We start from the raw sequence: 14,778 nt of genomic DNA, 5'->3' as shown, positions 1-14,778 counted from the left end.
ACCCTAGCCCTCCGCACCGACATCGGGTGCGCGGGCCCGGCAGTCTGGCCACCCGGAGGCGATCACGGGGCCTACTCTCTCAGAACTTCCCTGCTGGGGATGGGTTTTCCGACCTATGGCAGTGACAGTAAGCTTCGGGAACGCTTGTTCGAGGGCGGGACGCCAACGCCGTGCCGGAGCCGCGGAGCCACGCACCTCCACCCCGGCCGTCACTCGCTCCGGCTAGTATCACGGGGTACTACTGGTGGACGCTCTCGACCGTGAGCCGGAACTCCACCAGTTCGTCGAGCAGAGCAGAGCGAATGGGGTGGAGCGTGACATTTCAGTCACCGGACGCGGATCTGGCCTACCTCGACTACAACGCCACGGCGCCCGCCCGCCCCGAAGCTTTGCAGGCCGCTCTCGCCGCAATGAGTACTGTGGGTAATGCATCGAGCACGCATCGATCTGGCCGCGGCGCTGCTGACCGCGTAGATCTGGCGCGCCGTCAGGTTGCTGACCTCCTGAACTGCTCTCACGGGGAGATCATCTTCACGTCCGGTGCGACGGAAGCGAACAACCTTGCTCTGCGTGCGGCGTTCACGGCCGGCGGGCGGCTGGTGACGAGCGCAGCAGAGCATCCGGCCGTCCTAGAGGTGGCGAAAGCGATCACAACGGAGCGGCCCGAAGCTCTGGTGGTACTTCCCGTGGACGCCGACGGCCTGGTGGACCTGAACGCCCTCCATGCCGCTCTGGCGACCGGGAACGTCGGCATTGTGTCGCTGATGGCCGCAAACAACGAGACCGGGGTGCTCATGGACCTCGTGCCGATCGTCAAGGCCGCACACGAGGCCGGCGCCTTGGTCCACACCGACGCGACACAGCTGGTCGGCCGCCTGCCGATCGACCTCGAAGAGACGGACGTCGACTTGTTGTCGTTGTCCGCCCACAAGTTTGGCGGCCCCCAAGGAGTCGGGGCATTGTTCGTCCGCCGCGGTGCCGCTCTCCCTTACCGCCCGCTGCTGTTCGGCGGCGGACAGGAACGTGGTTGGCGGGCTGGCACGCTGAATGTGGCGGGCATCGCTGGCGCGGGGGCCGCGGCGGCCGCCGCCCGCCTCGGAATGGCCACCGAAGTGCCCCGGATCACGCAGTTGCGTGACTCGCTCGAGAAGGCACTCGTTGAACAGATCGGCGACTGCCGCGTCAATGGAGCGGTAGACCAGCGCCTGCCTGGCGTGACCAGCATCACCTTCCGCCGGGCCCCGGCGGACGCAGTCCTAGCTTCGATGCCGGACGTGGCGGCCTCGGAGGGGAGCGCGTGTTCGTCGGGTGCGCCTACTCCGAGCCACGTGCTCCTGGCTATGGGGCGCAGCCGGGAAGAGGCGGACTGCACTGTCCGGTTCTCCCTGGGGTACGCCACGACCGCCAAGGACGTCGACCAGGCCGTCGCCTCGACGGTTCGTGCCGTCCACCACGTGCGCGGCACCCTCGCATCCGCGTCATAGCCACGCCAGCTCTGCTAGACCAACTGAACCTGAACGGACACGGAGAACGCCTCGCATGTCAGACAGCCGGCTCGCGGAAGCCGCCCACTTTTCCTTTGCGCGCCACGAGACCTTCGCGCCGCGCTTCGGGTGGCTCCATAAGGCATACATGCAGGTGAAGCAGAACCCAGAGACGTTCCTCGCCGAGGACGCCCCGGTTCTCCTCGGTGTCGGCAAGAACATGGCCTACTCGATGCGCTATTGGTCCAGGGCGTTCAAGCTGACCCGCGAGTTCTACGGCGACGATGCCAACTCCCGGGCGATGCTGTCCTACCCCACGTGGGAGGCTCGCTGGTTGCTCGACGAGGATGGCGCCGACCCCTATCTCGAAGAACAGGGCAGTCTGTGGCTGCTGCACTGGTGGCTGCTGTGCTCGCGGCCCGGTGCCAAGAGCTGGGCACCGTCGTGGTACGTCGCCTTCCAGCTCGCCCCGTTCGCCCGCTTCACCTCGGCCGACCTGACACAGCTGATCGTGCGCCACGTCAACCTCTCTTACGATGAGGCTCCAGTGGGGTCGTCCGTCGCCAAGGACGTCGACTGCATCACCAAGATGTACGTCCCCGCCAAGCGCGCGAAGGGCGGCGCGCCTGGCGCGTTCGAGGACCTGATGGCTTGCCCGTTCCGCGAACTCGGCCTGATGGAGGCCGTAGACCGCCCCACCTCCGGCCGCGCGGAGTGGGAGTTCACCACCGGCACGCGCATCACGTTGCCCGACCGGATCGTGGCCTATGCGTGCCTCGACTACGCGGCAAGCACCGCGCCCGGTGCCGGCTCCATCTCCCTAGCGCGTCTCGCCAACGAGAACGGTGCTCCCGGCCGCGCCTTCCGCATAAGGGAGCCCGACATCGCCGCGGCCCTGGAGCGGGTGGCCGCGACTACCCCGGGCCTGCAGGTCATCGAAGCCGTGGGCCAACGCAGCCTCGTCTTCGCCTCCGACCCCTTCGAGCTCGCCTGGGACGTTCTCGACGCCCAGTACGACAACGTCCGCAAGCGGCCAGGTTTCCCGACCCGCGAGGAGTGGACCCGCGCGTACCCGAAGCTCGCCGCCGCCGAAGCGCGAGAGCTGCGGCAGGACGCTACCGAGCAGCAGCTCCCCCTGAACGGAGATGACGAGTGACCACCGCGACCCAGCGGCCCAAGACCGCCCGCAAGACCGCCGGTGGCCCCGAGTTCCCCGCCGGCGTCGAGCTCATCGGCTCCCGCATGCGCTCCACCAACCTGGAACGGGACGTCCTCGACGAGCTCCACTCTCCGTACGTCGGCGCCCGGTCCCTCGATGTGCTCGACCGCCTCGCCAACGCGCTCGGTGACCTGCGCCGCACTCGCTCCTGGTCATTTACCGGTCCCTACGGCTCGGGCAAGTCCACGCTTGCCAACCTGATTGACGCTCTCCTCGGTCACGACGAGGCGCGACGCACCGAGGCACAGGAGGTGCTGGCCGGCACCAGCAGCGGCCTCGCCCAGCGGCTGTCGACGGCACGTGAGCAGCTGGCACCTGCGGGCTTCCTCGCTGCCGTGACGACGGCGCGTCGCGAACCGCTCGTTGCCACCCTCGCCCGGGCCCTACACACCGCGGCCCAGCGCCGCTGGCCAAGCCGTACCCCGAAGGCCGTCTCCGCTGCGCTGGCACGCTGCGCGGACCCGTTGACCGTGCAGCCCCAAGACATTGTCGAGGCCGTCACCACCCTCTGCGCGCAGCAGCCCCTACTGCTGATCGTCGACGAGTTCGGCAAGACCCTCGAACACCTCGCCGGGAACAGCCAGTTCGCCACCGCCAAGGAGGACCTGTTCCTCCTCCAGGAGCTCGCCGAGAAGAGCGCCGGCGCCAAGGGCCTGCCGTTGTTCATGGTGACGCTGCAGCACCTGTCGTTCACCGACTACGCCGCGCAGTCCAGCGAGCTGCAGACCCGCGAGTGGGCGAAGATCCAGGGACGCTTCGAGAGCGTCACATTCATCCCCCACCTCGGCGATTCGGTGCAGCTGATGCGCCGCCGCCTCGATCAGTCCGGCGTCGCCGAGGCTGGCCAGAAGCTGATCTCCACCTACGCGCAGGCCGCGGAGGAGGCATGGCGCGAGCATGGCCTGAACGACGTCGTTGTCCTCGAGGCGCAGGACTTCACCGACCTGTACCCACTGCACCCTCTCACTGCGGTCGCAGCCCCGTTCCTCGCGTCGCAGATCGGCCAGCACGACCGCAGCCTGTCCGGGTTCCTCAACAACGACGAGCCGCATACGGTCCGCCGATCGCTCGACTCGTTCTCCACCGACAAGCCGCGCTACGCCAGTACGGTCAAGCTCCCCCAGCTGTACGACTTCTTCCTCGACTCTGGCCGGACCTCGCTACTCGCGTCGAGCAACGCGAGCCGCTGGATCGAGATCGAGTCGCGCATCACCCAGGCCAACGGCCTGTCAACCGCCGACCAGAACCTCCTGCGCACAGTCGGCATGCTGAACCTGATCGACGAGGACGGTGCCCTTCGGGCTACCGCCGCCATGATCTACTTCGCTCTGCACGAACCGACCGAGCCCGCCACCGCGAAGGAGTTCGCGGTTCTCGAAGAGCAGCTCCAGGACCTCGTGGACCGCGGCTTCCTCGTCCACCGGCTCTTCAACGGCGAATACCGGCTGTGGCGCGGCACCGACGTGGACATCGACGCGCGCCTGCGCGAGGCCCACGGCCACCTCGACGAGACCACCGTCATCCAGAGGCTCGGCGACTACCTGCCGCTGGCCGTCGCGGCTGGCAGGCACAGCCAGGTCACGGGCATGCTCCGCGCCCTGTTCGTCCAGGTCACCAGCGCCCAGTCCAAGGTCGTCACCGGGCCGGACGAACTCGCCGACCACGCCGACGGCCTCCTGGTCTTCCACCTCGGAAGCATCGAAGACCGGCCTGTCGTCGAGTCCACCCTGCCGGTGGTCCTCGGCGTCACCGAAGAGCCGGGCCTCGTCCTGCGGGCCGCGTACAACCTTGTCGCGCTGGAGGAGCTGCAGCTCGACAAGACCCTCGACGCGGTCGCCCGGCGGGAGCTCAGCGAGCGGACGTCCGTCGCCAAGCGTGAGCTGCTCGAGCTGCTCGCCGCCGCGTTCTTCCCGCCCACCCCGCGCGCGACCTGGCGGCTGTGGCGCTCCGGGATCGCCGCCGACTCCGAAGCAGGCGAGGTGATCGAGGGCCGCAGCCTCAGCGGTCTCGCCTCCATCGCCTGCGACAGGGTGTTCCCCGCAACGCCGCACATCCGCAACGAGATGCTCGGCCGACACGAGTTGACCAGCCAGGGCGCCAAGGCCCGCCGCGAGCTGCTGACCGCCATGCTGCTCAAGTCCGGTGAACGCTACCTGGGCATCCAGATGTACCCGGCCGAGCGAGCCATGTACAGCGGCGCACTGGCCTACATGGGCCTCCATCGGGAGAACACCGGTGTAAGCGACGACACGTCAACGTCCCTGCTGCCCTATGGCTTTTCCCGCCCGGGCCCGGCCAACCAGCATGCCCTCCCGGTATGGGAAGCCCTGGAGGATGCGCTGTCGCAGGCGCACGAGCGCACTAGCCTCGAGCAGGTCATCCGGGTCCTCATGGTGCCGCCGTATGGCGTGAAGGCTGGCATCGTGCCGCTGCTCGTGGTGACCGCCCTGATCGTGCGCAGCCAGGACGTCGCCCTGTTCGAGGACGGTTCCTACCTTCCTCGGCTGACGCCCGACGTTGTCGAGCGCATGGTGAAGGCCCCCGGCCGATTCTCCGTGAAGGCCACGCCCGTCGGCGATGGCCTGCGCAACAGCGTGGTGAAGAGCCTGTCCTTGGCCCTGAAGGTGGAGCCGCCACGTTCCCAGGCGTTGCGCAACCCGGCCTTGCTGGCAGTGACCCGCGCGCTGATGGAGCGGGTCATGGTACTCACCCCCTATGCGCGGCGCACCCAGCACATCAGCAAGGACGCCATCACCGTCCGCTCCGCCCTGTTCACCGCGCAGGACCCGGACGAGCTGCTCTTCCATGCCTTGCCTAAGGCGCTCGGCTTGGATCCGATCACCCCCGAGCAGCGTAAGAGCACGGCCGGAAACAAGGGCTACGCTGAGCGTCTGGCCGCCGCGGCCGACGAGATCTCCGGTGCCGACCGCATCCTGCGCGCCCAGGTGGTCGAAACGATCGCCCGCGAGTTCCGTCTGCCGACCGCGCTGCCCGAGCTGCGCCGCGCCCTGGCTACTAGGTTGAAGGGCTTCGCCGGCGTCACGCTCAGCCTGGAGCTGCGCGGCTTCGTCGCCATAGCTCTCAACGAGCGCCTGCCGGACGATGACTGGCTCGACCCGATGATCGTCCGCCTGTCCCATGCCGCCCTCGGCGACTGGTCGGACAACGACGTCAAGGTCTTCCCCCGCAAGGTAAGGGAGATGGCCAGCGCGCTCGACCGCGTGAGTCACCTCTACAAGAACCATGAGCCGACAGATCTCCTCGAGGAGGAGATCGAAGCGCGGCTGCTCACCCTGACTGACAAGGATGGCGCGGAACAGCGCACCCTGATCTACCTGCCCAAGCAGGCCCAGCAGGAGGCCGAGAGCCTCGCTGTCAGCGTGCTTCAGCAGGCTGAGAAGGTGCTCGGCCCCGACGGCGCTCGAATCCTCCTCGCCGCCCTGGCCCAGCGTGTCACCGACCCCGCTACCACCGCACTTGAGAGGACGGAGTGACCATGACCGACACCACCGCTTCCGGGAAGAAGGTCCGGCACGTCCTGGGCCTGTCCGGCGGCAAGGACTCGTCCGCCCTCGCCATCTACATGCGCGACCGCGTGCCGGAGATGGAGTACTTCTTCTGCGACACCGGCGCCGAGCTGCCCGAGACGTACGAGTACCTCAACAAACTCGAAGCCGCCGTCGGCAAGCCCATCGTTCGTCTGAACACCGACCGCGACTTCGACCACTGGCTCGAGGTCTACCAGGGCACACTGCCCAGCCCCCAGATGCGCTGGTGCACCAAGAACCTCAAGATCAAGCCGCTTGAAGAGTGGGTTGGCGACGATGAGGTGATCTCCTACGTCGCTATCCGTGCCGACGAGAACCGCCTCGGCTACGTCAGCACCAAGCCCAACATCACCGCGGTCTTTCCCTTCCGTGAGGACGGCATCGACCGCGACGGCGTCAACCGCATCCTCGACGAGGCTGGCACCGGCCTGCCCGCGTACTACGAGTGGCGCACCCGTTCCGGATGCTACTTCTGCTTCTTCCAGCGGAAGCACGAGTGGGTCGGCCTCAAGGACCGCCACCCCGAGCTCTTCGACAGGGCTGTCGCCTACGAGGAGAAGGTCCGCCACCAGAGCACCGCCATGCAGGGCCGCGACTACACCTGGTCGCAGGGCGAATCCCTGCACGAGCTGATAGAACGTCGCGAGGAGATTCAGGCCAAGCACGAGGCCAACCTCGCCCGCGCCGCCAAGCGGATCAAGCCCAACCGGCCGCTGCTTGAAGTCCTCTCCGACGCCCTCGACGCCGACGATGACGAGGCCGGCTGCTCCGTCTGCCACCTCTAAACCAGACACAACACCCAATGAGGCCCTGTTGGTGACAAACCGTCACCAACAGGGCCTCATTTGCTGCTCCGACCCCAACTGTCAGCGCTCCATGTAAGGATGTGTGCGCTCTTCACACACCGTCACCCAGTCGGAGCACATGACGAATGGCGATACCAGATACCATCGCGCGAGCGGTCAACCGCCACCGCCTGGACGCCAGTCCTGCTCTCGAGATACAGCTCGGCATCGCCCCGATGCTGGACGTCCCCGCCCATCAAGTCCTCCAGCACGACCTGAAACGACTCGCCTCCCCATGGGAGCGGCTCAAAGCGACCGAGGGGATCGTCGACGCAATACCCGACGAGCCGGGCCTCTACATGTTCGTCTGGTCCCCATCGATCAAGCTAGCCATGGCGGACCAGACTGCGGGCAGCTTCCATCAAGTCCTCTACATCGGGCACGCAGGCGGCGCCGGCCAAATGGGCAACACGCTCAGGAACAGGTACCGGGACTACCGGAAGCACCTGCGCGGCAACCCCGAGAACCTCTGGACCCGGGAGCCCCCAACCAACCGGGACGACCGCCTCACCCACTATCTCGCTCTGCGCCCCCTGGAGTACTGGTTCGCGACCGTCGATGATCGATCGATGATCAAGAATCTGGAGGAGCGCCTGCTTCACCTGTACAACCCGCCCATCAACATCCAGGGCGGCCCCACCCTGCGCGGCCGGATCAGCTCGGTAGCCAAGCCGGCACTCCGCTCCTAGCTCGAACTCTTCCTGACACAGAGGTACCTCATGCCGTCCAAGACGTTCGTCCCCGCCTTCGAGGCCAAGGTGGGCAACTGGACCTACTACTCCTGCCTGATGAGCTACGCCCAGGTAGCGCGCGAGATCAACTTCGCACACGAGCTCGGCGGCAACCGGGATCTCGGCACCATGATCCAGCGCGGCGTCGGTGACCGCACGGAGAAGATCACCGAGTACCTGCTCACCAACGAGAACCGCTTCCTCGGAGCGCTCATCATCGCTGTGTGGGGCGGAGATCCCAAGTACCACTCCGTCTCGATGGATGCGGATGACCAGGCTGTCCTCCAGGGGCTGGACCGAAACTTCGGTGTCCTCACCTTCGACGGAACTCAGCAATTCTTCGCTCTCGACGGCCAGCACCGGCTCAAGGCGATCAAGGAAGCCATCAAGCAGAATCCCGAGCTCGGTCGTGAGGACATCAACGTCATCGTGGTGCCCCACTTTGACACGGAGGAGGGACGACAGCGCACCCGGCGGCTCTTCACCAACATCAACCGGAACGCCAAGAGCACCAACCTGCAGGAAAACATCGCTCTCGACGAGGACGACAGCTTTGCCATCCTCACCCGACGGCTGCTCGACGAAGACGACTTCCTGAAGCGGGAGAAGGTTGTCCTGGTGTTCAGCAAAGTCGGCCAGGATGGGGAACTCGTACTGGCTCAGCGCTCGATCAACGCGTCAAGTCCGGCATGGAGCACGATCGGTGTGCTCTATGACGTCGCTAAGGAGATCGGCTACGACCTCCCCTGTGCCGGCGACCAGTCCAACCAACGAGCAACTGACGACCTTCTCGACCAGAGCTTCGAGCTCCTCACCGTTCGTCTCCGGGAGCTCCTCGACGCGTGTGGAAATCTGCGCCAGCGCTACCTCGCGTCTGTGTCGCCGAAAGACTTGCGGGCACCCAAGGGCCGGGACGGTGCGGGCCACCCGTTCATGCGGCCGGCGATCCAGGTCCAGGTGGCGAGGGTCGTGCGGCACATCCTGGAGCAAGGATCGCTGGAGTGGCCGGAGGTGACAAAGCGCCTGTCGGCGCTGGACTGGAAGATGACCTCGGCACCGTTCTCCTCCATGTGGATCGAGACGCCCGAGGGAACGAAGACCAAGGGCAAGATGGCCAGCGGCAATAGCCAGCTTCTGTATGACCTCCTGCAGGTGCACCTCGCGCCGCGCTCCAAGGCCCAGATCAGCAGGGCACTGCGCGCCTACGCTGACGTGATGAAGACCAAGTATCCCGTGCAGGCTGAGGAGCTGTTCGCTCTTCTCCCGGTCGATGCCGACTGAGTGAGGCGCACTTCCGGGCGCACAACTGCCCCGAGTTCCCACCGTTTCCTGCGCACCTCGTCGGTGTGCAGGAAACGGAGAGATCAAGGTCTCGCGCCCGCTGAACTGTCGACGGGCCGGCCCTGGCCCATTGGCACACCCGCGGGCTCCGACCTGCAGCCACTCGGGCGTTCCAACCCAGCAGCTCATTCCGTCAAATCACTGCCGCGGCTGTGCCCAGGGCAGGCCGTGCACCCGACTAGCACTCGATCCGATTCGAATCATTCGGGTGCCTTGTCGGTTGCATCGAACCCATCTGGAACCATGAGCGCGTATCCCCCTCCCGAGAGCTGGGCCACCACCTTGCGAACTTCCTGAACGACCGACAGGACTGGTGTGACGATCGCGCCCTCGGTCAGCTCTCGCTCGCATTTAGCCAGGAGAACTGGCCAAAGCAGCTCAGCAAGCTCAACCTTTGGATCACCGAGGCCCATCTTACCCAGCGACTCTTTAATATCCCGGTGGCACTTTCGCACTTCCTGGAGATGACCGCGTAGCTCTCCCTCCCAGCCATCCGGCACTGGGCCACCAATCTTGCGCTCTGCAATGGCCCTGACCGGCGGCACGAGCTCATCGTCTGTGAAGTTGGCGATCTCGTATTTGTCATTGCCCCAGACATGCACGCGCACTAGGAAGTCAAGGTCGCCTTGAGAGATATCGGCGCCTTGCCATTTGACTTCTTCACGAACGGCATCTTGCAGCTTTCTTCGCTCAACGGCACGCTGATCCGCGGTGGCCCACTTGTTCTCAGCATCCATCGCGACCACCAGCACTGTGGGTGTCGCGTCCAACAACCACCGGTCGTGCAGCCGCCGACCGACACGCGGGGCTACATTATATCTTGCGATCAGCTGAGGGTTAATCTTTGATCCTTTAGCCCGCTGAACGCGGACGTATTGGGGCTGGCTAAACCCAAATTCAGCAAGTAGGCGCGGCAGGTGATATAGCTCAGTTTCGCCTTCTACCAGCAGCAAGACTCTTGGGTGTGGAGAGAGACCGAAGGAGCCAAGGGCTCGTTCCAGCGATTCAGCTTCGTCATGTTGAGGAGTCAGCCGATCATGAAGGGGCAACCCGGACTGAACGCCGGAGATATTCGGCAATGGCTCCAACTTCCCAGCTTTAGCTAGAGCTTCATGCGACCGCAAGAAAATCTCCGCCGCAACGCGATACCACATACACTCGAGAGTGACCCCACGAATCTGCGACCACCCCCTATAACTTGCGTGTCGAAGCAGGGAAAGCCACTCTTTCATCGGGTCCTTAGCGCGCGCATGAGCCAAGAGTAGCTCTGCTTCTACCTGGAGGCGCCCGGCGGGGAATCCAGAAATCCTGAGGAGATCAGCTACATCGGACTCAAAGCGGAAGCGCCACAGGTCTTCGTCGGAAGTACCGGGTGCGGTATCGGCGATCCCTAGGATGCCGGGAAGATATCGAGGTGAAAGCGCCACCAAAGCCTGAGCACGCGATCTCCAGCGCAAAACCCTGGCTCGGAAATCATGCGACGCTCCAAGCTGGATGAATCTTCGCTCATTAAGAACATCGGCGAGGTCTAGGAGCTGCCAAGATGAATATGCAAAGCCGTTCCACCATCTGCGCGGCGCCTCCAGGTCAGCCGCGCGCCCATAAGGCCAGTTCGCTGAATATCCTTCATGGTGAGGGTCGCGCAGCCTCCCCTGGAGAGCTGCCTCGAGCACCCGACCCCTTGTATTCAATCCGATGACGTCAGCCGGAAGGTCGACCCGCCGGCCTTCCGATGGCGTGTCGCTGACCCGGTAGAGAGGAATCAGCAACCTCTTGCTATGAAGCTCCTGGAGCAGCGCCAGGTCAAGGCTGTAACCCCAATCTTTCGCTGCCGCTATCAACTCTCCAGTATCTAACAGGCGATCCTCTTGAGTGAAGGAGAAGGGAAGGGTTAGCAGAGCCAGCGATGTACCTGGTGCAGCTGCTCCTGGGGCCATAAAACAAGCCTAGCAACCTTGGCAGTTCTCGACCACATCAGCCCGAGCAGAGAAATCCAAGATAAGTCGACCGCCCCCTGCACGCTGCAGGCAGGGAACTGCAGCACGGGCGCTGATCCATGCGCGGGAAAGAGCGCGGGCAGAGCGGCGGCGCCAGGACAATCCTCGGGCTTGGCATGAGGTGTCCTGGGTCGGGGCCGGGCCGCGCGACGGCGGCCCGGCGCGCGCGTCACTTGGTAGCGGCGAGCTGGCGGTGGGCCAGGTCGGCGAGGCGGTCGGTGAGGGCCTTCGCGGCGCGAAGGTCGGCGGAGGAATGGCCGGTCCCGGTGGCGCAGCTGTCGAGGAACTGCGTGGCGATGGTGGTCAGGCGCCACATCGCAAGGGTGTCGTAGGCGGGGATCGTGCGGGTCCAGCCGCTTTCGGGGCCGATGCGGTGGTTGATGCCGGCGCGGTAGGCGAGCAGCAGGCGGTCGTCCGCCTCGTTGCCGGTGTAGTCGGCCGGGAGGCACTCGTCGCGGGTCAGCCACTCGCAGAAGGGGCCGGGCAGGACAAGGGTCCATCGGCGGCTGGAAACGGCGTGGTGGCGGGCCTGCTCGGCGTAGGCGGCGGCGTAGCCCATGTGTCGGTGCACGGCGTCCGGGTCGGTGTCGATCGCCTGGAGCGCCCAGTCGTAGCCTCGGGCGGCATGCTCGTGGTGGCGGCGGGCGGAGGGGCCCAGGGCCTCGTCGGCAGCGCTGCGGCGGTGCTTGTCGCGGGCAGTCCGCAGGTTCTCCGGGGTGGGCCGGTCGAGTTCCGGCGCGGCAGGGTTGGACATGGCGGCCTTCGGATCGGGGCTGGGAACGCCGTAGGGCGTGCCCGGCCGTGGGCTGGGGCCGGGCAGTCCGGCCAACGCCCCCAGCCTCCCCAGCCGATCAGGCCTCTGGAAACATCAACTCTTTAACGCACCATCAGACTTGACCGTCGAGATCTGACACAGTGAGCCCGGCAATGGCGCCCTCAACGCGGGCAGGCCATGCCGCCACCTAGGCAGGTTCAGGGATGGGCCGCGACGACCAGATCGGCCGGCGCGCCTTCGCAGCACCCGGTCGATCGCCGGGAGGTCGCCATCCCTTACGGCATTCCGGTAGGCGATGAGGAACATCCGGTCGAGGCGGGCGTCCTCCGGGCCCGCAGTTCCTCCACGTCGACCGCCAGGTCGGTCACGCGGTGGTCGAGGGCCTCAGCGATGTCCCGGCGTACCGCCCGGGCGAGTGTCGCGTCGTCGGGTGCCGGGCAGCCCCTGGCGTACAGCTCGTGTCCGCATCCGTAGGGGTATGCGATCCGGTCCGAGTTGATGGTGGAGTCGGCGGCGAGCTTGCGGCCCACGGCGGCCGGATCGACGCCGGCGAGCGGAGCTCAACAGCGTCGGTGCGGGCGCTGGGTGATGGCAGCACGCTGCGCCCGGGTGGGGCTGGCCATGGCGCGGGTCCCCCGAACAGTGCGCCCCCGCGCCACCACCCATGATCCCCTACATGCGACCTGGCGGCCGACGTGCGACCGCGCGCCTCCTGCGGCTTGTCGAGCGCCGGACCGGCTGCCAGAGGTACGCGCGGGAATACGCGCCGGGCCCCTGGCCCCGTGGCACTTCGCCTGGATGAAGGTTGCAATCGATGGTAAGTTTAGCCTCGATTTGCAGCTAAACTGGGAGTCGGTGTAGCGTGCAGCATGGAGGAGGTCCAGCGAATGAATGAATCGATCAAGCCCGGCGCCGACGTCACCAGGCAGCAGGTGCACAAGGCGTTCGGTGGCCGCCTCCAGGGCGGAATCTCTCCAACCAGGGACCACGGCGTCCTCCTCTTCCTCCCCGCACGCCCGCAGTCGAACGCCCCGACCGGCCTCGCACCGGACGGCACTCTTCACTTCCAAGGCGAGGGCCTCGAAGGCGACCAGCAGATAACTCAGGGCAACAAGGCCCTCCTCCACCACAAGGAGGACGGCCGAAGCGTCCACGTGTTCCAGGAGGTCGGCCGCGTACCGGGTGCCAAGACTTTCCTCTACCGGTACATCGGCCAGTTCGAGCTCGACGACACCCGGCCGTTCTTCCACCAGGATGAGGAGGACCGTCACGGGCTGTCGCGCCGCGTCATCATCTTCCGGCTACGCCCCCTCGACGGGACCGTTCCGTTCGCCGAGGCCTTCCTTCCACCTTCCGACCGCACCATCACGTGGTCCCGACCGGTCCGCCTGACCGAAGACGTGGCGGCATACTCGCCTGAGCGCATCCGCCCGTCAGTGCCGACCGTACGACGTGATACCGCAGCACAGGAGCGCGCACTTGTCGGAGCTTTCACTGCCCATCTGCACGAGCTCGGCCACACCACTGGCCGCCTCAACCTCCCTCTACCGGGCGGCACCAACCACGCTCTCGTCGACCTGTTCGACAACACCACCCAGACCATCTACGAGGCGAAGTCGTCCGCCTCACGCGCTTCCGTCCGCACCGCCATCGGCCACCTAATGGACTTCCGCTGGAGGCACGGCGGCTCCGCCGGCATGGGCATCATCCTGCCGTCGGCGCCCTACGAGGACATCCTCGACCTGTGCTCCAGCCTGGACATCGAGGTTGTCTGGCCCGACGCGACAACGGGCCGCTTCACCTCCAGCAAGAGCTGAGGCCGAGGGTCGCCACCCTCGGCCTCAGCACACAACCAGCCGCTCGCACGGTTTCTCACGCCTCTGCGAGTCGGCCGCTCACCGCCCATCTCACTGAACAGGAGCATCCCCAGTATGTCCGACCGCTCCCACATGCGGAAACCGCAGGCCAAGTGGCTCTAGCGGCATCTTGCGCACACGGCCGAGCCAACGCCGGCCCGGGTGCCCGGCAGCACCGTGTGCGCACAGGCATAGCCGGCTGCCAGCCGGACGAGCCGACACAACTCCGCCGCCTGAGCGGAGTCTTACAACCCTGGGGGTCTGACGTGCTTCACGTCGTCCATTCGCTCATCACCGACGAGAACGCCTGGAAGGTGTTCGGGCTCGCCCTGAGCCTCCTGCTGGACCTGGTGCGCCAGATCCTGGATCAGCGCAAGACCCGGCGCGGCCAGCCCGAGGCCGACGCCGAGCCGTCGACCACGGTGAGCGCGCCCGCTCCCCTATACCCGTCCCGCCGCGTCGGCGAACTGCACCGCGCCGCCGCCCGCCACCGCCGCAACACCCCGGCCGGAAAGTCCGCCGCCAAGGTGCGCGTCATCGCGCTGGCCGGGCGGACAGCCACCGCGAGCGGCCGGGTACCCAATCGCCGCCGGCAGGGCACCCGCCGGCCGTAGCAGCTGGCCCTTCGCTGAGCAGCCCGGCTCCGACGGGCTGCTCAGCCTGGTGCTGAGCCGCCGCGGCTGCGCCGTGTGTAGGACCAGCTCACCTCCCGGCCCGGCCGCCCCGGCCTCTTCCACCGCCTCCGCCTAATGCCCGTGCTGCGGGTACCGCCGGCTGTCCGTCAGCGAGTCGCGGTGGACGGCTCCGCCTACGGCGCGTTCTTCAACTACCGCCGTACACCCAGGCTGGCGCGTGCATCGTCGCCGGCGGGGTGGGCGGGACTGGGGGTGTGGCTGGACATGGCTTTCCTCGCTGCGGAGGCGGCGGCCGTCGTGGGGGCGGCCGGGGGGTGGGGGAGGGGGGTGGGGGTTGAAAAAAAACA

Annotated in this window: 10 protein-coding genes; 8 read left to right on the top strand and 2 right to left on the bottom strand. The window is 66.4% G+C overall.

The window, feature by feature from the left end:
• The first annotated feature begins 314 nt into the window (after positions 1 to 314).
• The 6 genes from ACFV0G_RS01650 to ACFV0G_RS01625 all read left to right on the top strand — a co-directional run bounded on the left by ACFV0G_RS01650 (position 315) and on the right by ACFV0G_RS01625 (position 9,108).
• The gene (locus tag ACFV0G_RS01650) at positions 315 to 1,484 is read left to right on the top strand and encodes a cysteine desulfurase family protein (RefSeq protein WP_380539836.1); all 1,170 of its coding nucleotides are present in this window, start codon (positions 315 to 317) and stop codon (positions 1,482 to 1,484) included.
• Between the two features lie 55 nt (positions 1,485 to 1,539).
• Complete coding sequence (locus ACFV0G_RS01645; protein ID WP_380539833.1) at positions 1,540 to 2,640, top strand: DUF4007 family protein; 1,101 nt, start codon at positions 1,540 to 1,542, stop codon at positions 2,638 to 2,640.
• A complete protein-coding gene (locus tag ACFV0G_RS01640) occupies positions 2,637 to 6,197 on the top strand; it encodes an ATP-binding protein (RefSeq protein ID WP_380539830.1) in 3,561 nt (1,186 codons plus the stop codon). The genes ACFV0G_RS01645 and ACFV0G_RS01640 overlap by 4 nt, the downstream gene beginning before the upstream one ends.
• Positions 6,198 to 6,199: 2 nt before the next feature.
• A complete protein-coding gene (locus ACFV0G_RS01635; protein WP_380539827.1) occupies positions 6,200 to 7,036 on the top strand; it encodes a phosphoadenosine phosphosulfate reductase family protein in 837 nt (278 codons plus the stop codon).
• A gap of 146 nt (positions 7,037 to 7,182) precedes the next feature.
• Positions 7,183 to 7,785: a hypothetical protein gene (locus tag ACFV0G_RS01630; protein ID WP_380539824.1), complete on the top strand. Its 603-nt coding sequence runs from the start codon at positions 7,183 to 7,185 to the stop codon at positions 7,783 to 7,785.
• Positions 7,786 to 7,815: 30 nt separating this feature from the next.
• Complete coding sequence (locus ACFV0G_RS01625; RefSeq protein WP_380539821.1) at positions 7,816 to 9,108, top strand: DNA sulfur modification protein DndB; 1,293 nt, start codon at positions 7,816 to 7,818, stop codon at positions 9,106 to 9,108.
• Positions 9,109 to 9,368: 260 nt separating this feature from the next.
• Here the strand turns inward: ACFV0G_RS01625 and ACFV0G_RS01620 are convergent, their stop codons facing one another.
• The gene (locus tag ACFV0G_RS01620; RefSeq protein ID WP_380539818.1) at positions 9,369 to 11,105 is read right to left on the bottom strand and encodes a hypothetical protein; all 1,737 of its coding nucleotides are present in this window, start codon (positions 11,103 to 11,105) and stop codon (positions 9,369 to 9,371) included.
• A 229-nt stretch (positions 11,106 to 11,334) separates the two neighbouring features.
• Complete coding sequence (locus ACFV0G_RS01615) at positions 11,335 to 11,919, bottom strand: hypothetical protein (protein WP_380539815.1); 585 nt, start codon at positions 11,917 to 11,919, stop codon at positions 11,335 to 11,337.
• Positions 11,920 to 12,827: 908 nt separating this feature from the next.
• Here ACFV0G_RS01615 and ACFV0G_RS01610 point away from each other — a divergent pair.
• Positions 12,828 to 13,757, top strand: coding sequence for a hypothetical protein (locus ACFV0G_RS01610; RefSeq protein WP_380539812.1), 930 nt, complete (start codon positions 12,828 to 12,830; stop codon positions 13,755 to 13,757).
• Positions 13,758 to 14,062: 305 nt separating this feature from the next.
• The gene (locus ACFV0G_RS01605) at positions 14,063 to 14,410 is read left to right on the top strand and encodes a hypothetical protein (RefSeq protein ID WP_380539809.1); all 348 of its coding nucleotides are present in this window, start codon (positions 14,063 to 14,065) and stop codon (positions 14,408 to 14,410) included.
• Positions 14,411 to 14,778: the final 368 nt, after the last annotated feature.

The sequence above is a fragment of the Kitasatospora sp. NPDC059571 genome (assembly GCF_042735675.1).
Lineage (GTDB): Bacteria > Actinomycetota > Actinomycetes > Streptomycetales > Streptomycetaceae > Kitasatospora.
The sequence above is the reverse complement of the archived record's forward strand: the minus strand, read 5'-3'. Positions and strand labels throughout refer to the sequence as shown.